The sequence below is a fragment of the Opitutaceae bacterium TAV5 genome, assembly GCA_000242935.3.
Classification (GTDB): domain Bacteria; phylum Verrucomicrobiota; class Verrucomicrobiia; order Opitutales; family Opitutaceae; genus Geminisphaera.
The window spans coordinates 1,567,087-1,585,527 of the sequence record CP007053.1 but is presented as its reverse complement, the minus strand read 5'-3'; the positions used below and the strand labels follow the sequence as shown (position 1 = coordinate 1,585,527).

Genomic DNA, 18,441 nt, shown 5'->3' with positions numbered 1-18,441 from the left:
TTCAGCCTAGCCTTCCACCCCATGAGTCTTGCCACGTATCCGGATTTACAGAAGTTGACACGCAAACAGAAATTTGAACTGGCTGAAGATCTCTGGCTTTCCGGCGTGAGTGATCGTCTGCCTGTTCCGGCTGAACACAGGAAAACGCTCGACTCGCGTTGGGCGGATTATAAGGCGGGGAAAATAAAGCGCATCACGCGTGAGGAATTGCAGCGCAGGCTTGATCGGGCGCGGAAATGAAAAGCCAGCCTGTCGAATACCTTGAACGTATTGAGGATGATTTGCTTCAGGCATTCGATTTTTACGATTCGTGGCTGGCTGATGGGGCAGAGAAGTTTACCGAGAAGTTTGACGATGCGATCCGCTGGATCGAATGGAATCCGGAATTGTATCCGAAAAAATACAGATTTTACCGGCGTGTCATTCTTCAGCGCAGTTACTATGCGGTTTATTATGTGATCGAAGAAAGGGTCACGACGGTGGTGGCAGTGCTTGATATGCGGCAGGAGCCCAAACGGATTCGGCAAATGCTGGAAGCGAGACGCAAGTTATTGCGAGCGAAACGAAATCAGAAATGGAGGCGTTGATTTTTTAGCGTTTGTCCCGTGCGGTGTCGCTGGCCTGATGGTGGGGAGCGGCGAGGCGGGCGGCGGAGAGAATTCCGGGCGTATTGACTCCTTAAGTACGGGCACAATCTTGGATCGGCGACGATCTTTTCAGGGAGGAGGGGAGGGGCCGTCAATCGGCAGAATCAACAAACAACGGCCCGGCCCCATCGTGAAATGTTTGTCCCGCCCCGCCTCCCGCCCGGACATTGGAGGTTCTCCTACAAATGTCTTTGGTTGTTATGCCTCCATATAACGAATGAAATCAGCAATGTGAGAATGCCAAGAAACATTGCTCCTGTCGCAGGCTCGGGAACGGCTGCCAGATCAAACTGGATACCGAAGCCATTTCCCTTGCCAAGCAATGCACCCGCAGAACCGCCTGCGAATGCATTGGGGTTCTCGTATGCCCAGCGGAGACCGGCACCGCTTTCGACGGTGAATGCCACCTTGAAATAAACCTCCTGGCTTGCTGCAAATGAGCTAACGACGCCTGTGCTAAGGGAGGGCCAACCGGGAAAGCTGGTTCCACTCTTGTCAGCTCCATCAATGTGAACCCAGCTCCCGGCTTCACTCAATTTATAATAATAGCTTAACGAAACGGATTTGTCTGCGGCCCCGCTTTTCCCGAATCCGGCTTCAAAATTAAAGCCTGTTGCCTGATAGCTGGTGTTCGTGAAATCAAACTTGATGACCACGTCTGTGGCGTTTTGTGCTATCACATAGCCTTCCGAGGTTCCATTTGAATAAGTCACCGCAGTTCCTATCTCATCGGCGTAGGCGAGTATTCCTGCAGACCGTGAAGTGTGTGCTGACCCTGATGGATTATTATAGGTCGTCTTGAAAGTATAAGAGTTTCCACCGTCGATTTCAAGCGGATCGACGGTTACGGCGGCGTTTAGAGGTGAGAGTATTAATGCGGTGTGCAGAATCCCTGCGAGTGTCATCGGAATGTATCTGGTTTTCATATTAGTATGGTTTGAGGCTGGATTATTAATTGGGAGAGCGTGTTTTTATTTGAGTTTGAATTGCATGGCGAAGCCGTGGCCTTTGGTCAGGAGGGCGGAATCGTCGGGTGCCTTCGCACCGCCTTCCTTTCCTTCAAGGCCCCAGCGGATTTTGGCCTTGGGTTCCTTTTCAATGGTGACCTTGTAATAAACAATGTCGTTCAACTGACTGACGGGGAAGGTGGTGAAACCGGAATTGAGTGCAGGCCAGCCATCAAAGCGATCCTGGTCAGCGGAGGGAATCGGCGTCCATTCCCCGGTGTCACCGAGTTTGTAATAACTTTTCAGCGAGGCATGGCCTTCATGGACGCCGATGGCGGTTTCAAACACCAGGCTGGCCGGTTTCGCACCCGTCTTGCCGAAATCAAATTTTATGATCAACTCGGCGAATGTGACATCGGGCTTGGTCTGGACCCAGCTTTCCGCTGTGCCGTTCACATGCGTCAATGCAGGGGCGGGTTCGGCTTGGGAGAGAATGCCGCCTGTGGTGCTGATGCGGGTTTTGCCTGTGTCCTGAAACGAGGTCTGGAACAGGTATTTGCCGTCGGTTATGTCCGCCTTCTGGACTTCGACCCCGGCTACGGCAATGCTTGCGGCGCAGGATGCAGCGAGCATCGGGAGGAGGATTTTGGTTATCATACGTTTTGTCATGACGGGTTCAGGGTCGTTGATGGTTTTTATTTTCCGGGTTCGCGTGAAAACGGGCGGTTTTTGGAAAAGTATTTCAGGAGGACCTGAAGCCGGTCGGTGGGCGAGGTGGCGCGGGTGTGGTTGCGGATGTCATACGGTTCGTTTTCGTGCTCGACGCTCCAGCCCGGCCATTCGCGGAAGGCGTGGTAGGTCCAGTCCCAGCCGTATTCCTCGAATATCGAGATGCAGTCATCGAGATATTGCGCCGCGCCCGGTGCCCAGCGGATGGCGCTGAACTCACCGACATAGATGCGGGCGTTGTTGGCTCGTTGAAATTCGCGCACGGGCGCGAGGTAGCGGCGCAACGCTTCCTTGTCCACTTGCCTCCCGTCAATGACGCCGGGGTAATGGAGGGCGGAGTTTTTCAGGTTCTTGTCCTTGGCGATGCCCTGGTCCGTTCGCACTCCCTGATGCGTGTAGGTGCCGGGCCAATACATGTGGACTGAATAAATAACGTTAGGGATGTCCACCGGTTCGAGCCATTTAAAGGGCTGGGCCGCGTTCCATTGGTCGGTCTCGATAATGACGGGGGTTCGGGGGTCGATGGCGCGGATGGCTTTGGCTGCTTTTATCTGGATGCCGAGCCAGTTTTCGAGCGAGGAGGGGGAGGGGCGAGTCTGGACGGGTTCGTTGAGCAGATCGTAGGCGCACAAGGCGGGGGCGTCCTTGAAGCGCCGGACGATGGTTTCCCACACGGCAATAAACTCATCCTGGGGAGCTTGTTCCAGAACGAGGTTCAGGGTGCCGTCGGGCAGGCGTCCACCGGGGAGCGCGTGCAGGTCAATTATGACGCCGATGCCGTTGCGGTGCGCGGCGGCAAGGGCGCGTTCGAGGTCGTTCAGTTCGGCGGCCAGCCATGTTTGATAGTTTATAGACGCGGGTTTCTGGCCGAGTTGCCAGCGGATGGCGTTGGCACCATAGCGTTTCAGCGCCTCGAAATCGCCCTCGTTATATTGATTGGGCGACATCATGCCGCGCAGGATGGTTTTGTTATAGGTTAGCTTCTCCGGCGCGAGCAGGGTTGCCGTTTTGCGAGCATTCACCTTGCGAGTTTTGATTTCGATGTCCCTGAAAAAGCCGGTGCCCTCGCACGCTTCCAGGCCGATGGTGAGGGCGGCGGCTTGCGCGTCTTCCGGGATGTAGGCAATGACACCCATGTCCGCCCACGGGAAGGTGCCTCGCAGATTGGCGGCATCCTGGTGGGTTTTGCCGCCCTCGGCGGCTTGATAATAGAGCTGGAATTTGAGTCCATTGTAATTTTGGGCGACGTTGTTGATAGCCGTCCCCCGCACTTTTCCGGTGGCGAGGATTTCCACGCCGCGAGCGGTGATGGGAATCGTGATGCGTTTGGTGTTCCGTCCGCCGGAAATCTCCACTTTCAGGCAGGGTTTGCCGTCCGCGTCGTCGGCGGTGACGATGCCTCCCTGTGTTTCCAGCCGTTTTTTGAGGATGGGGTTGTCAAGCTCCATGCTGTAATAGGGGAGGTAATCTTTTCCTGTTTGGGCGGGGAGGGGGACGGCCATCAGCAGGACTGCGGGGAGGAGCATCCGTGATATTAACGAGGCGGGGGGAATGAGCTTCATGATATTATTGGCGGGTGACATTGCCTTGAATGTGCGAGCGGGGGATGTGATGAAGCTCAGGGGGACGGTGGTGTTGTTGGCGGAGGTTGCATGATCCACATGCCGGAATCCCATGGTTCTATGGTTGAGCGAAGCTGGGTTCTGCCGTCGAGAAACAGAATCAGCGTCTTGTCGTCGTGTTTCATGATGTTGGCGGGATTGTAGGCCGCGTGCATTCCGATACTGCTTCCACTTTTGCCCAGTATGTTTTCAAACAGAAAGGCCATGAGCTGGGGATTTTCGAAATCGGAGAATCTTTTGGGACGTGGTTGTATGATCCCCAGGAAGGGTGTTGCTTCGCCCGAGCAGTAATAGTTCATTGTATAGCTGCCCTCCAGGTAGGCGTCAGGATTGCTCTGGGAGGGCTCATGGGGGCAGTAAAATATGTTTCTCTGCGTTTGATACCCGGCGACCCAAGGCTGGTTTATGTAACGCTGCAAATGGCAGGGGAAGTGTTGCATACGGCCTGTTTCGCGCGGGTCGTTTCCCGGGCAGATTTCGTCCTTGTTATCGAGCGCGTAGAGTTTGAACGCGTTGAATATCTGCCGGAGGTTGGATTGGGCGGTGACGTTTTTAGCCTTTTTGCGCACCGCTCCGACCGTGGGAATCATAATCGCGGCAAGAATGCCGATAATGGCGATGACGGTGAGCAATTCGATCAGCGTAAAGGCGGTGAGGGGGGAGCGGCTGACGACGGAAGTTTTCATGGCATGGATGGAGGTTTTCGGGTTGGTTCAGGGGGGGGGTGGCATCCGGCGAAGCTCCGGAAGCAGCGGTGTCGGGTGGGGGCACGGGAGAGGATTTACTGTTTCACCAGCTGGAGGCGTATCGGATTTTTGGTGAAGCAGGCGTCGATGAGGTCGCCGAGTTTTGCCTCGGCGAGGCCGATGCAGGTGTCGGCTGCACCGTAGTAGATGCGGACGGTTTGGTCGCTGTCGGTGTCGGGTTCTTCAACGATGGCGTTACAGGTGAAGGTTACGTTGCCGACACGGCCGGTGAGTTCGTAGTCGTGCTCGGGCCAGAGGACGGCGTCCTCGCCACGAGCGATGACCTTTGCCGGGTTTTGCAGATCGAGCAAACACACGCCGAGGCGGTAGATGAGGCCGGCGCCTGTATTCGTGACACCATGATAGATTTCGAGCCAGCCCTTGCCGGTGCGGATGGGGACGCAGCCGGCGCCGACCTTGAGACTGTCCCAGAGGCCGGGGCGCGCGCTCATGACGGGTTCGGTGCGTCCCCAGTAAATGAGATCGGGCGAGTAGCTGAGCCAGATGCCGCAGGTGTCGTTGGGGTCGCCGAAGGGGCGGTCGAGGCGGGCATAGAGGCCGTTGATCTTTTCGGGGAAAAGCACGCCGTTGCGGTTGCCCTGCTCGCTGACAATGCCGATGCGCTCGAATTTTTTGAAATCGCGGGTGCGCACGAGACCGAGGCGGCAGCCGGTGGCTTCGCTGCTGCTGGCGTACATGAGGAGATAACTGCCGGGGTTGCCGGGTTCGGGCGTGATGCGCGGATCGTAAACGCAATCCTCGGCATGCGTGTGGTCGGGCGCGGGCCAGTCGAGCGGTTCGGGATCGACGGTCCACTGGATGCCGTCGCGGCTGCGCGCGAGCCAGAAAACCACGGGTTGCGCGAGCGTGGCGGCATCGACGATCATAAGGTACTCGTCGCCAACTTTGATCGCGCCGGGGTTGAAAGCGTACATGACGCGGCCACCGGGGAAATCGGCAGGCGTGAGCAGCGGATTGAGGGGATGCTTCTGGAAAATGCGTTGCGAGCCGGAACGGCCGGTGCTCCGCAGGCCGGGCAGTGGCGGGGCGGGTTGGTGTCCGTTGCGGGCGGCGGTCGGGGAGGAAAGGGGTGGCGGTGGCGTGGCGATCATTGACGGGAAGGAAAAGAATAACGGGTGGCAAAAGGGATGAGGCAGGGAGGGGCGAGAAAAACAGGACGGGAAATCGAGGACGGATGGAACCAAATAGAAACTGTTTCATTATGTCAACAGATTTTTTGAGAGGAAAAAGAAATCGGGAGTGATACCGGTATCTCTGACGGGCAGTTTGAGGAATACCCCGGGGAAAATTCAGAGCTTGGAGACGTTGGTTATGCTACCGGGCGAACACGTGTGGAGGGTTGACGCGAAGATATGTGGGTGTAGCTTTTGTGTAACCAAACATATTTGCTCATGGCTACAGCATTAGCACAGATTCACTTGAAAGCCTCACCCGGGACGAAGTCGTTTCTTCAAATGGCGGCGGAACTTTCCGGCGCGGCTAATTTGACCGACTACATTCTCCGGGCGGCCATCACGCGCGCCCGTGAGGACATCGCGGAACACCGGACTTTTGCGTTGAGTGATGAGGCATGGGCAGTGTTCGAACAGCGGCTGGAGGCACCCGTCCGCGAGCTGCCTCATCTGTGTTCCTTGCTGAATTCCCCTGATGTTTTCGACCGCCCCGCTTGACCGTCCGGAGCCTCTGCAGGGGCGTCATCGAGTGGCGGATTTTGAAACCGGCGGGCAGGCTACGGCGCCGGGGCAGTCGAGCGGCGGACGATGAGGGAGAGGGGAAGCGTCACGGTCTGGCAGCTGGCGGCAGCCTGGATGGCGGGGCGTCGTGCGGTGCTTTCCTCGCTGTTGAGCATCGAGAAAAGCATTTTTGCGGCTTCGGTGCCCATCGTGTGCGCGGGGATGCGCATCGCCGTCATGGGCGTGTCGAGAAAAGCCGTTTTTTCCGTCTCCTCGAACGCCACGATCGAGAGATCGTCGGGGATGCTCAACCCCATCTCGCGGGCTTCAAGCTGGAAGCCGACCGCGAGGTCCTCGTTGGTCACGATCACGGCGGTGGGGCGCTCGGGGAGCGAGAGCAGGCGGCGGGCGGCGCTGCGGCCTTCCTCGATCGTGGTCGTGTCCATCTCGATACACTGGGCGGGAGCGAGATCGCTCCGGCGAGTTTCCTTCAGGGCCTCGGCATAGCCGGCGTAGCGTTGCCGGTGGCCGTGGTCGGCATGCTTGAAGGAGACCATCGTGATGTGCCGGTGCCGGAGCGAAAGGAGGTAACGGGTGGCGTTGAGGCCGGCGTCGCGGTCGTCGAGCAGGATTTGCGAGACGCCGTCGTCCTGCGTCTTGTAGCCGACGATGGCGTGCGGGATCTGCGCGAGGCTGAGCTTCTCGGCGAGCGAGTAGCCCTGGAACATCGTGACGATGAGGATGCCGGCGACGCCCTCGTTCATGACCATCTGTTTCAGGTCGCGGTTGTTGCGGATTTGCGGGACAAAGGGGCGCAGTTGCAGGCCGAAACCGGAGGCGAAGGCGGTGTCGCAGATGCCGCTGAGGATGCGCGAGGTGTAGCCGCTGTCGAGGGCGCCGCGATGTTCGGGCACGAGGACGAGGAGGCGGTTGCGGTCGATGGCTTTCCAGCGGGGCTGGAAGGCGGAGGTCTCCATCGCCTTGCGGATGCGGGCGACGGTTTCCTCCTTCACGCCGGCGCGGCCGTTGATGACCCGGGAAACGGTGGCGGGCGAGACGTCGGCGGCTTTCGCAATGTCGTAAATCGTGGCCATGCTGTTTCTGAAACAATTTCAAACCGGTTTCAACGCAAGCGCGGAGTGGAGGAGATTCTTTTACGGGCTGATGCCTCCGATTTGCACCCGTCTGCGTTAATCCTGTCAGGATGCGAGGTTTTGAAACCGGCGGTGACCGGCGCAGAGGAGCGGCTTCTTTCGCGGGTTTGCCGGAAAATGGTCATGCCCGGGACAAAAGCTCGCGGTGGCCGGGGAGACGGTGGAAGGATCGGCGGGATTTCCGATGAGCAAGCAGCAGTGGCTTTTTGAAGACATGTTTCCCGAATCCGGACCCGATGACGCCCGCAAGGCCGGAAGGGCTTCCGCACCGGCCCGGCCGGCGACGGGGCTGAAGATCGTCGGCAGCACCGGACAAAAGCTGGGCAAGGCGCAGCGGGCATTCAACCGGCTGGTGGCGCGCGTGGAGGGCTTGCGCAGGGAGATGGCGGCAGAGTCCGCCCGGCTCGACGCGGCCCTGGCGTTCTACACAGGGGAATTGCACCCGCTGATCCGCCGGGAAGCGGAGGCGCGCAAGGCGCTGGCGCGGCTGATGTTTCCTTTCCTGAAAAAGGCAAAGCCGCCGCTCGGCAAGCGGCAGAAGGAGGCGTTGCGCGATCTGGTCTGCGACCAGCTCCGCTCGATCGGGGAGGTCGAGGGCGGGCTGGCGGACAAGGACCTGCAGGAAATCTTCGCATCGGTCGCCGGGCAGACCGTCGAGGAAGCGAAGCGGGAGGCGTTTGCCGAAGCCCGCGAGGGCATGGAGGAGTTTCTGGATGACATGGGGGTGGACGTGGACTGGACGGGTTTTTCGGCGGACATGAGCCCGGAGGAGGCGGCGCGATTCCAGCGCGAGCTTTACGAGAAAATGCAGCAGGCGGCGGAGGCGGGCAACGGCCCGGGCCGCGCGGGGAACCGGGATGCCAGGCAGGGGGCGGGCGACCGGCCGCGCAGGAAAACGAAGAAGGATCTCGAACGGGAGGAACGCGAACGGGCGATGGAGGAGGCGCGCACGCGGAGCATCGGCAGCATCTACAAGCAACTGGCGCGCGCGCTTCATCCGGACCTCGAACGCGACGAGGAGCGGAAGGCGGAAAAAGAGACGCTGATGAAGGAGCTGACCTCCGCCTACAAGGCAGGCGACCTGCACACGTTGCTGCGGCTGGAACTGGAGTGGATTCACCGCGAGGAGGACCACGCGGCGCGGCTCACGGACGAAAAACTGGCGATTTACAACGAAGTCCTGAAAGAGCAGGTGGCGACGCTGGAACAGGAGTTTTATTCGCTGGCCGCGCATCCGCGCTATGCGGTGTTGCACCGGTACGGCGTCGGGCCCGGCGGCACCCGCAGGTTTGACGGTGAGGAAGAGAAGGCGCGGCTGGAGGGGATACTGGCGTCGTTGCGCGAATCGGTGAACGAACTGCACGGGAAAAACGCGGTGAAGGAAATCCGTGTTATCATTCGCACGCAGCAGGAGTTCGCGCGGCGGGAGCGCGAAAGGGGGCGATTCATGGCGGTGTTTGACGACGCTCATGATGGCTGGGGCCCGGATCCGTTCGAGGACATGGACGAGGATGACGACTGGTAGTCGGGAGGCGGGCGGAGGTTTTCCCGCTCGCAATCCGGAGTGCGCTTTCCGCTAGTGTAGCGGCCGCATGCTTCTCTGCGTCGATATCGGCAACACCAACACGCATTACGGGCTCGTGACCAACGGGCGCACCGCGCACCAGTCCGACGTGGCCACGCGCGCGATCGACGATCCGGTGCTCGGGTTGCCGCAGCGCATCCGGGAGTTGCGCGCGACGGGCAATGCGATCGATGCGCTCGCGTTCTGTTCGGTGGTGCCGGCGGCGACGCCGCGGGTTTGCCGGGTGGCGGAGGAGGCCGGGTTGTCGTGGTGGCAACTGACGCATGCGAGCAGGCTGGGTGTGCGCATCACGTATCCGGAACCGGCCGAGATCGGCCAGGATCGTCTGGCCAATGCGGTCGGGGCGCACGCGCTCGCGGGCAGCCCGGCGGTGGTCATCGACCTGGGGACGGCGGTGACGTTCGACATCGTGACGAAATCGGGCGGCTACGAGGGCGGCATCATCGCGCCGGGGCCGGCGCTGGTGACGCGTTACCTGCACGAGCGCACCGCGCAGTTGCCGCTGGTCGAGGATCTGGCAACGCCGGTGGAGAGCGTGATCGGCCACTCGACGTCGGAAGCGATCCGGATCGGGGCGATGGTGGGTTATCCGGGGTTGATCCAGGCGCTGCTCGACGCGGTGCTGGCCGAACTGGCGCGGCGCGGGGAACCGGCGCCGGTGGTGATCACGTCGGGCGGAGCGGCCTCGGTGGTGGCGGGACGGCTGCGGCAGCCGACGCGCGATATCCCCGACCTGACGCTGCTCGGGCTGGCGGCGGCGTGGGAGCTGGAAAACGGCGGGTGAGCGGATTGCCGCCGGCAAGGCGCGCGGACGGGGCTCAGGATTTCGTGAGCTTGCTGATCTTGCCGCGGATGTCGGCGAGGAGTTCCTCGTGGCTGACCGCGCCTTTTTGCACGATGTTTTCCACGCAGGCGCGGAGGAGGTTGTTCTCCTCGGGGGTGAGCTCCTTGGCGGTCACAACCACCACAGGCACGTCGCGGCCGTCCTCGCGGCTGCGCAGCTCGCGCAGGAACTCGAAGCCGTCCATCACGGGCATCATCAGGTCGAGCAGGATGAGCGCGGGGCGGCCGGCGGCGAAGGCGTCGAGACCGGCGCGGCCGTCGGCGGCCTCGACGACCTGCCAGCCTTCGCGGGAGAGGAGGGTGGCGAGCATGGCGCGGTTGTCGGGCAGGTCGTCGATGACGAGCGCGGTGCGCGGCCGGTCCGGCAGGGCATGCCGGGCGAGGATGCGGGCGAGGCGGGCGCGGTCGACGGGCTTGGTGAGGTAGTCGGCGGCGCCGAGGGCGAAGCCGAGCTGGCGATCCTCGACGATGGAGACCATCACGACGGGGATGTCCGCGGTGGCGGGGTCGGCCTTGAGCGCGGTGAGGACGGACCAGCCGTCCATGCTGGGCATCATGACGTCGAGCGTGATGAGGCGGGGCTGGAGTTCGCGGGCGAGGGCGAGGGCGTCGCGGCCGTTGGTGGCGGCGCGCACGGCGTAGCCTTCGCGGGCGAGGTTGCGGCCGAGGAGGTCGAGCACGGCGGGATCGTCGTCGATGGTGAGGATCAGCGGGCGGTGCATCGCGAAGGGGGGCACGGTCGCGGCCGGGGCGGGCGCGGGGGCGGCGGGGTCCTCGACGCGCGCGGGGAGGGTGGCGGTGAACGCGGTGCCCTGGCCGGGCTCGCTGGCGACGGCGATGTCGCCGCCCATGAGCTGGCAGAACTTGCGGCTGATGGCGAGGCCGAGGCCGGTGCCGCCGTATTTGCGGGTGGTGGAGGCGTCGGCCTGCACGAAGGCCTGGAAGAGCTTGCCGAGTTGCTCGCGGGTCATGCCGATGCCGGTGTCGGCGACGCGGAAGGTGAACCAGTCGCGGTTCTGGTGGCGCTTGCGCGCGACGGCGAGAGTGATGCGGCCGGCGTGGGTGAACTTGGCCGCGTTGCCGAGGAGGTTGAAAAGGGTCTGGCGGACTTTGGTGATGTCGGCATGGAGGCTGCCGAGGTCGGGGGGGCACTCGACGACGAGGGTATTCCGGTTTTGCTCGACGAGAGGGCGGATGGTGGCGGCGACTTCGGAGACGAGCGCGTGGACGTCGGCGTCCTCGAGGTAGAGGGTCATCTTGCCGGCCTCGATTTTGGAGATGTCGAGGACGTCGTTGATGAGGCCGAGGAGGTGCTTGCCGGCGGTGTGGATTTTCCGCAGGTCGGGGATGGCGTCGTCGTTGCCCGTGTCCCCGGCGTCCTCGATGAGCATTTCGCTGTAGCCGATGATGGCGTTCATCGGGGTGCGGAGTTCGTGGCTCATGTTGGCGAGGAAGGCGCTCTTGGTGCGGCTGGCCTCCTCGGCGAGCTCGCGGGCGGCGGTGGCCTCGGCCTCGAGGCGCTCGGCTTCCTCGAGGGAACGGGAGAGGCGGCGGGCGAAGAGGAAACCGAGGGCGAGGGCGCCGAGGAGGGCGGGGGTCATGAAGCCGAAGGCGGGCAGGATGCGGGCCCAGGTGTGCCGCCGGATGTCGGGCCGCCAGGTGGCGGCGAGGAGGTGGAAGCGCCAGAGGGGAAAATCCTCGCCCTGCCAGTGCCAGGGACCGTCGGTCCAGGAGGAGGTCCCGGAGCCGGGATAGCGGGCGGAGGCGGCGGCGATGAGGGCGTCGTCGGCGTCGCCGGTCTTGAAGAGGACGCGGTCGTGCTCGCCGATGAGGGCGAAAAAGCCGTGGTCGAGGAGGCGGGCGTCGGCGAGTTGCTCGCCGAGGCGGTCGAGGGTTTCGACGAGGTAGCCGACGTAGTAGACGCCGATGATGCGGCCGGAGGGGGCGCGGACGGGTTCGTAGCCGGTGATGTAGGAGCGGCCGAGGATGTCCGCGACGCCGTACCAGGCCTCGCCGCGCCGGATCGCGGCGATGGCCGGGCCGGCGGGGTCGAGCACGGTGCCGACGGCGCGGGTGCCGTCGGCGCGCCGGATGTTGGTGGAGAGGCGCACGAAGTTGTCGCCGTCGCGGGTGAAAAGGGTGGCGGTGCCGCCCATGAGGCGGACGAGCTGGTCGACGATTTCGAAGTCGAGGGCAACCGGGGTGGAGCCGAAGCGGAGGTCGGGCACGGTGCGCGGGCCGAGGTCGACGGGCGCGCCGGCGGAGGGAGCGCCGCGGAGGGTGGCGAGGTGCTCGAGAACGCGGAGGGAGGCCTTCACGCGGTCGAGATAGAGGGCGTGGGTGTTGTTGAGCTCGCGCCGCACTTCGCCGATACGCGAGGCCGTGTCCTGGCCGAGGGTATCCTCGACATTGATACGGAGGCTGCGGTAACCGCCGCAGAGGGCGAGGACGACGAGGGCGCCGATCAGCAGGAACCAGCCGGCGAACCGGGTGCGAAGGGAGCGGTGCAGGGTCATCGGGCGGGCCTCAGAGGGTGAAGCGGACAATGGAGAAGTCGTCATCGAGAGGGCCGGCGCGGCCGAGGCTTTTCACGTGGGCATGGAGGCGGTCGAGGTCGGATTCGCCGTCGGAGACGGGCCGGGCGAAGAAGGCGTGGAAGTCGGCGACGGGCCAGAGGGTGCCGTCGGCGCGGGTGATTTCGAAGGTGCCGTCGCTCACGAGGTAGAGGCGGACGGGGTCGGGGAGGGCGCGGGTGAAGGTCTTGTAGGTCGTGCCGCTCATGCCGCCGAGGATCATGCCGGCGGCCTTGAGGGGCTCGACGGTCGCGGGGGCGGAGCGGTCGGGAGAACCGGTGACGAGAAGGGCCGGGGGGTGGCCGGCGGTGGCGTAGCGCAGGGTGCGGGTGGAGGGCTGCCAGACGCCGTACCAGAGAGTGAAATACATGTCGTTCTGCTTCTCCATGAGGAAGGCCTCGTTCAGCCCGGTGAGCAGGGCGCCGGGATCGCGGAAATCGACGTCGGGAAGGGCGCCGTTGCGCAGGACGTTGATGGCGGCGACGGAGAGGAGGGCGGCGCCGACGCCGTGTCCGCACACGTCGAGGAGGTAGAGGGCGAAGTGGTCGTCGTCGATCCAGTGATACCCGAAGGAGTCGCCGCCGAGTTCGGTGGAGGGGATCAACCGCCAGTCCACGGGGATGGTGCGCGAGAGGCCGGGGGGCGGGAGGATCGAGCGCACGTAGTTCCCGGCCTCGGCGAGTTCGGCCTGAAGGCGGGCCTGGGTGTCCTCGATGGTCTTGATCCAGGTGCGCTCCTGGTCGCGGAAGCGTTTTTTCTCCAGGCCGGCGCCGATGCGGGCGCGGAGGAGGGTCGGGTTGAAGGGTTTCGGCAGAAAATCCTCGGCGCCGCGCTCGATGCAGCGGACGACGCTGGCGAGCTCGTCGAGGGCCGAGATCATGATGACGGGGAGGTGGCGGAGAGCGGGGTCGGTCTTGATGGCGTCGAGGGCGCCGTAGCCGTCGAGCACGGGCATCATCATGTCGAGGAGAACGAGGTCGAAGGGCCCGGCGCGGAGGCGCTCGAGCGCGGCCTGGCCATCGGCGGCCGTGGCGACGGCGTGGCCCTGGCGTTCGAGCTGGCGGGAGAGCATGTCGCGGTTGCCCTCGTTGTCGTCGACGACGAGGATGCGGCCGGGGACGGGCGCGGGGCGATCCTGCGGAAAGGAGGCGGAGCTTTCGGCGAGGAGCGTGGGGAAGTTGCCGGGGAGATTCCGGAAGACTTCCATGGAGCCGGCCGGGACGGTCTGCGCGCCGGCGTCGACGACATCGCCGGCGAGCCTGAGGCGGTCGTCGGTGAGGTTGTCATTGATGAGGTTGAGGAGGTGCCTGGCGGCGTCGCGGATTTTTTCGAGGTCCGGGGCGTAGGCGGCATGGCCGGCATCGTCGGCCTCCTCCATGAGCAGCTCGCTGTAGCCGATGATCTGGTTGATCGGAGTGCGGAGGTCGTGCCGCAGGTGCGAGAGCGGGGTGGGTGAGGACATGGCTTACGGAGGCGAGCCGGGACCGGCGAATTTCTCGATCTTGGGGAGGAGCCGGGCGAGGTCGATGGGCTTGGTGTCGTAGTCGTCGCAGCCGGCGGCGAGGGCCTGTTCGCGGTCGCCGGCCATGGCATGGGCGGTGAGGGCGATGACGGGGATGTGCCGGGTGGTCTCCCCTGCCTTGATGCGGCGGGTGGCCTCCCAGCCGTCGATGACGGGGAGGCTCATGTCCATGAGGATGAGGGCGGGTTGTTCGCTGGCGGCGAGGTCGACGCCTTGCCGGCCGTCCACGGCGATGACGATCTCGTAGCCGCGGCGGAGGAGGCGGCGGGAGAGCATGTCGCGGTTCATTTCGTTGTCTTCGACGAGGAGGATCCTGGGCATCGGGAGCGGTAGTGCGGGCGATCTCCGCGGGGAGGCGGGGGCAAGGCTTTGCCGGCGCGCGTGCGGAGACGGGAGTGGTACGTTGTTTCAAACTACATGCCCATCGGGTGCGCCGACATGAGCACGCGGGTGAGCAGGTCGAGGGAGGCGCCGACTTCGCGGCCGACCTGGTCCATGCGGGCGAGGTTGGCGAGGCGGGTGGAGCGGGCGGCGCAGGCGGGGTCGGTGAAGATGTGCTGCGCGAGGTGGCAGGCGGTGAGGAGGCTGATGAGCACGGCGTCGCGCGGATCGGGGATGTCGTCGCCGAGGATGAGGGCGGAGAGGCGGGTCTTCACCTCGGTGCGCTCCTGGTGGTTGACCGTGGGGTAACGGCGCGTGCCGAAGACCCGGAGGATTTTCTTGTCCTCGCGGCGCAGGATGCCGTGGCCGACGAGGCGGGCGAGGGCTTCGTTTTCCAGGGTGGGGCGCCAGGAGGACAGGACGCCGAGCCAGTGAGCGACGGGCAGGGGCCCGGGGGCGGCCTTGATGGTGTCGAGCGCGGCGTCGAGCATGCTGTCGCCGGTGGGCTCGTCGCGGATGACAGTGAGTTGCTCGAGGTCGGTGTCGATGCGGCCGGCAAGGGCGAGGTCGGCGAGGAGGGCGCCGGCGAGGGCGTAGTTGAAACCCATGACAGGCATGGGCAGCAGGGCGCCGGTGCGGTCGTCGAGGCCGAGGAGGACGAGTTCCTCGACGAAGGTGAGGTGGACGGGAGGAGTCATGGCGGGAGCCCCGGTCAACGCAGCGCGGCGACCGCCTGGTCGACGCCGGGGTGGACAGAGAGGACGCTGTTGAAGCCGGAGAGTTCGAACACCTCGCTGACGGCGGGGGTGAGCGCGGCGAAGGCGGCGACGCCGCCCGCCGACTTGAATTTTTTCGCCGCGCCGAGGAAGACGCGGAGCCCGGCGCTGCTCACGTAGGAGAGCGCGGCGCAATCGAAGACGAGCTGCCGGAGGCCGGAGGCCAGCAACGCGTCGATCTTCTGTTCCAGGGCGGGGCTGCTCAGCCCGTCGAGCCGGCCCGCGAGGGCCAGTACCGTGGCGGAATCCAGTTGTTTTTCGGTGATGTCCATAAGGTCAGGAAAGGGGGCGGAGAGTGCGTTCGAGGGTGAGGATGTTCCTCCCGTCGCGGCGTTCGTAGCGCGCGCGGTCCACCAGCTTTCTCACGAGGTGGATGCCGAGGCCGCCGACGGGGCGCGCTTCGAGCGGCGCGCCGGTATCGACGGGCGGGCGGGCCAGCGGGTCGAAGGCGGGCGCGTCGTCGTCCACCATGACGGTGATCCGGCGGCTGTCGTCGGCCGAGAGCGTGACGTTGAAGGTATGGGGCAGGCCGTCGCGGTAGCCATGGTTGATGACGTTGGTCACCGTCTCCTCCAGGGCGAGCTGGAGCGCGAGCGTGTCCTGGTCGCCCGGTCGCAGCGGGGCGCAAAACGCGTCGATGAACGCCGCGAGCCGTGGCAACTCCGCGAGGTCGTTGCGCAGGGTGAGGACTTGTTGGCGGGCCTGAGTCAAGGGGGGGGTGGCAGGATGTGGTCGGTCCACGCATGGCGTCGAACGGTGGTGGAGACAATCATTTCCTGTGCGTGTGAAAACGGACCGCAGCCGATGCTTCATGGCGTCGCCGGCCGGCAGGGAGGGTCATGCCTTGGCGCCGCCGGCAAACAACCGGTCCGGCGGCCCGTCGCTGTTGTCCGCGAGACGGCGCAGCGCCTCGGTCTGGTCGGCCGCGTGGAGAAAGAGCGGGTTCATGCCCGAGATTTCCAGCACTTCGTTTACGAGAGGCGTCACGCCGGCGAGCACGGCCTTCGCCTGGTTCTGGCGCAGCTTTTTCGCCAGCGTCATCAGCTCGCGCAGCCCGGCGCTGCTGATGAATTCCAGTCCGCTCGCGTCGAGGACTACGCCGGTGGCCGTCGCGGACAGGTGTTCCGCGAGCCGGCGACCGAAGGCCGGAGCCGAGTTGCCGTCGAGCCGGCCGGCCAGCCGGATCGTCAGGGGGCCGGCTTCGTGCTGAAAAAAATCCGTGTCGAGTGATGCCATGGGAAATGAAGCGGGCGCGGTCTGTCGGCGAGATCGCGGCGGGGACGGATTGTCCGGCTGCATCCCGGCGCTCCAATGCGGAATGCACGAAGCGGGCACTATTTTTAACGGAACGGGCACGGAGCGCGCGGAGGGGACTCCCTGCGTAGCCGCGAACCGTAGCTGCGAACGTGAGCTCGCAGGGTTCGGGCGCCGTTGATTCACCTGAAGCGGGCGCGGCGGGTCGCAGCGTCAGACATACAGATCGCGCAGCATGGCGGCGGCGGAATCGTCGAGCTGTTCGCGGCGGCGCACTTCGTCGAAGCGGTCGAGCAGATCCTCGGGGCGCAGGCGTTTTTTATCGGCCCCGCGGAAGTCGTGCAGGACGCGGCCGCGGTGCATCATGATGATGCGGTCGCCGAGGCTGACGGCTTGCTGCATCGAGTGCGTGACCATGAGCGTGGTGAGCTTGTCGCGGCGCACGATCCCGTCGCTGAGTGTGATGACCTGGTCCGCGCTCTTCGGATCGAGCGCGGCCGTGTGCTCGTCGAGCAGCAGCAGGTGCGGGCGGAGCCAGGTCGCCATGAGCAGGGTGAGCGCCTGGCGCTGGCCGCCGGAGAGCGAGCCGATGGCGTTGTCGAGGCGGTCCTCGAGGCCCATCCTGAGCGAGGCGATGCGTTCGCGCAGGGGTTTTGTCAGGCGCGGCGAAAGCGCCCGGCCGAGCCCGCGCGGGTGTCCGCGGGCCGAGGCGAGGGCGAAATTCTCGGCGATGGACATGCCGGGCGCGGTGCCGCTGAAGGGATTTTGGAAGACGCGGCCGATGAGGCGCGCGCGCCGGTGCTCGGGCCAGCGGGTGACGTCGTGCCCGGCGAGTTCGATGCGGCCTTCGTCCACGGGAAAAGAGCCGGCGACGGCGTTGAGGAGCGTGGATTTGCCGGAGCCGTTCATGCCGAGGACGATCACGAACGAGCCGTCGTCGATGGCGAGGTCCACGCCCCGGAGGGCGCGGACTTCGTTGACGGTGCCGGGGTTGAAGGTCTTGCGGAGGCCGGTGAGCGTGAGCATGGCGGTCAGGCAGTGCGGGTGACGGTGCGGCGGCGGAGTTTCTTCAGCAGGCCGGGGAGGACGAGCGCGGCAAAGACGAAGAGGGCGGTGATGAGCTTGAGGTCGTTGGGGTTGAGGCCCCAGCGCAGGGCGACCGCGACGAGCAGGCGGAAGAGGACCGAACCCATGATCGTGCCGGCGATGGTGAGGCCGAGGCTGCGCGTGCCGGTGAGCGCCTCGCCGATGATCACGCTGGCGAGGCCCCACACGATCATGCCGATGCCCATCTGCGCGTCGGCGAAACCCTGATACTGCGCGAGGAGGGCGCCGGCGAGGGCGACGAGGCCGTTGGAGAGCGCGAGGCCGAGGATGATGTAGCCTTCGACGTTGGCGCCGAGCGCGCGGATCATCTGCGGGTTGTCGCCGGTGGCGCGCATGGCGGTGCCGATGTGGGTGCGGAAGAACGCGAAGAGCGCCGCGCCGCCGAGCACCGCGCCGCCAAGCGCGAGGAGCAGCATGGCGGCGTCGGCCGAGTTCACCGGCCAGCCGAGGACGTTGATCGTCGGGCCGCGGAAGAGCGTCGCGCCCAGCGCCTCGCTGTAGCTGGCGAAGGTGTGCGCCTGCATGAGCGGCACGTTGCTGCGGCCCATCACGTGGAGGTTGACCGAGTAGAGGGCGGTCATCACGAGGATGCCCGCAAGCAGGGAATTGATGCCGAATTTCGTGTGGATCAGGCCGGTGATCGCGCCAGCGAGCGCGCCACCCGCCGCACCGGCGAGGGTGGCCAGGACGGGGTTGACGCCGTGGACGAGCAGCGTCGCGGCGATGGCGGCGCCGAAGGTGATCGAGCCGTCGGTGGTGATGTCGGGGATGGAGAAGACGCGGAACGACACGAGCACGCCCAGTGCGAGCAGCGAAAGGATCAGGCCGATGGTGAGAGCGCCGAGGAGGAGAGTCATCGAA

At 64.4% G+C, this 18,441-nt stretch carries 19 protein-coding genes; 5 read left to right on the top strand and 14 right to left on the bottom strand.

Annotation, left to right across the window (positions count from 1 at the left end; genetic code table 11):
- Nucleotides 1-21 precede the first annotated feature (21 nt).
- Together OPIT5_07240 and OPIT5_07235 are read left to right on the top strand one after the other, a co-directional pair.
- Entirely contained in the window at nt 22-240 is a 219-nt protein-coding gene (locus OPIT5_07240) for a hypothetical protein (protein ID AHF94165.1), read from the top strand.
- Nucleotides 237-587, top strand: a complete 351-nt coding sequence (locus OPIT5_07235; GenBank protein AHF94164.1) for a hypothetical protein — start codon at nt 237-239, stop codon at nt 585-587. Before OPIT5_07240 ends, OPIT5_07235 begins: the two co-directional genes overlap by 4 nt.
- A gap of 1,031 nt (nt 588-1,618) precedes the next feature.
- On the opposite strand, the gene OPIT5_07230 is transcribed toward OPIT5_07235, so the two are convergent.
- The 4 genes from OPIT5_07230 to OPIT5_07215 form a co-directional block, all read right to left on the bottom strand.
- Complete coding sequence (locus OPIT5_07230) at nt 1,619-2,251, bottom strand: hypothetical protein (GenBank protein AHF94163.1); 633 nt, start codon at nt 2,249-2,251, stop codon at nt 1,619-1,621.
- A 38-nt stretch (nt 2,252-2,289) separates the two neighbouring features.
- Nucleotides 2,290-3,885 carry an endoglucanase gene (locus tag OPIT5_07225; protein ID AHF90047.1) on the bottom strand — a complete coding sequence of 532 codons (1,596 nt, stop codon included), beginning with the start codon at nt 3,883-3,885 and terminating at the stop codon, nt 2,290-2,292.
- Between the two features lie 56 nt (nt 3,886-3,941).
- Nucleotides 3,942-4,631, bottom strand: coding sequence for an N-terminal cleavage protein (locus OPIT5_07220; GenBank protein ID AHF90046.1), 690 nt, complete (start codon nt 4,629-4,631; stop codon nt 3,942-3,944).
- Nucleotides 4,632-4,726: 95 nt separating this feature from the next.
- A complete protein-coding gene (locus tag OPIT5_07215) occupies nt 4,727-5,803 on the bottom strand; it encodes a glycosidase (GenBank protein ID AHF90045.1) in 1,077 nt (358 codons plus the stop codon).
- A gap of 363 nt (nt 5,804-6,166) precedes the next feature.
- Between OPIT5_07215 and OPIT5_07210 the strand changes: the two genes are divergently transcribed.
- Nucleotides 6,167-6,382 carry a hypothetical protein gene (locus OPIT5_07210; GenBank protein ID AHF90044.1) on the top strand — a complete coding sequence of 72 codons (216 nt, stop codon included), beginning with the start codon at nt 6,167-6,169 and terminating at the stop codon, nt 6,380-6,382.
- Between the two features lie 59 nt (nt 6,383-6,441).
- On the opposite strand, the gene OPIT5_07205 is transcribed toward OPIT5_07210, so the two are convergent.
- Nucleotides 6,442-7,479, bottom strand: coding sequence for a transcriptional regulator (locus OPIT5_07205; GenBank protein ID AHF90043.1), 1,038 nt, complete (start codon nt 7,477-7,479; stop codon nt 6,442-6,444).
- A 244-nt stretch (nt 7,480-7,723) separates the two neighbouring features.
- Here OPIT5_07205 and OPIT5_07200 point away from each other — a divergent pair, with 244 nt between their 5' ends.
- Nucleotides 7,724-9,064 (top strand): hypothetical protein, encoded by a 1,341-nt coding sequence (locus tag OPIT5_07200; protein ID AHF90042.1) that lies wholly within the window; start codon nt 7,724-7,726, stop codon nt 9,062-9,064.
- A 67-nt stretch (nt 9,065-9,131) separates the two neighbouring features.
- On the top strand, nt 9,132-9,908 hold the full coding sequence (locus tag OPIT5_07195) for a pantothenate kinase (GenBank protein AHF90041.1): 777 nt from the start codon (nt 9,132-9,134) through the stop codon (nt 9,906-9,908).
- Nucleotides 9,909-9,942: 34 nt separating this feature from the next.
- Here OPIT5_07195 and OPIT5_07190 read toward each other — a convergent pair whose 3' ends face one another.
- From OPIT5_07190 to OPIT5_07150, 9 genes are all read right to left on the bottom strand, one after another.
- Complete coding sequence (locus OPIT5_07190) at nt 9,943-12,483, bottom strand: histidine kinase (GenBank protein ID AHF90040.1); 2,541 nt, start codon at nt 12,481-12,483, stop codon at nt 9,943-9,945.
- A 10-nt stretch (nt 12,484-12,493) separates the two neighbouring features.
- The gene (locus tag OPIT5_07185) at nt 12,494-14,002 is read right to left on the bottom strand and encodes a serine phosphatase (protein AHF90039.1); all 1,509 of its coding nucleotides are present in this window, start codon (nt 14,000-14,002) and stop codon (nt 12,494-12,496) included.
- A 3-nt stretch (nt 14,003-14,005) separates the two neighbouring features.
- Nucleotides 14,006-14,383, bottom strand: coding sequence for a chemotaxis protein CheY (locus OPIT5_07180; protein ID AHF90038.1), 378 nt, complete (start codon nt 14,381-14,383; stop codon nt 14,006-14,008).
- Nucleotides 14,384-14,475: 92 nt separating this feature from the next.
- Complete coding sequence (locus OPIT5_07175) at nt 14,476-15,141, bottom strand: phosphoprotein (GenBank protein ID AHF90037.1); 666 nt, start codon at nt 15,139-15,141, stop codon at nt 14,476-14,478.
- Between the two features lie 14 nt (nt 15,142-15,155).
- The gene (locus OPIT5_07170) at nt 15,156-15,491 is read right to left on the bottom strand and encodes an anti-anti-sigma factor (GenBank protein ID AHF90036.1); all 336 of its coding nucleotides are present in this window, start codon (nt 15,489-15,491) and stop codon (nt 15,156-15,158) included.
- A gap of 4 nt (nt 15,492-15,495) precedes the next feature.
- Complete coding sequence (locus OPIT5_07165) at nt 15,496-16,032, bottom strand: anti-sigma regulatory factor (GenBank protein ID AHF90035.1); 537 nt, start codon at nt 16,030-16,032, stop codon at nt 15,496-15,498.
- Between the two features lie 24 nt (nt 16,033-16,056).
- Nucleotides 16,057-16,455, bottom strand: a complete 399-nt coding sequence (locus OPIT5_07160) for an anti-sigma factor antagonist (protein ID AHF90034.1) — start codon at nt 16,453-16,455, stop codon at nt 16,057-16,059.
- A gap of 231 nt (nt 16,456-16,686) precedes the next feature.
- A complete protein-coding gene (locus tag OPIT5_07155; protein AHF90033.1) occupies nt 16,687-17,499 on the bottom strand; it encodes an ABC transporter ATP-binding protein in 813 nt (270 codons plus the stop codon).
- Nucleotides 17,500-17,504: 5 nt separating this feature from the next.
- On the bottom strand, nt 17,505-18,437 hold the full coding sequence (locus OPIT5_07150; protein AHF90032.1) for an ABC transporter permease: 933 nt from the start codon (nt 18,435-18,437) through the stop codon (nt 17,505-17,507).
- Nucleotides 18,438-18,441: the final 4 nt, after the last annotated feature.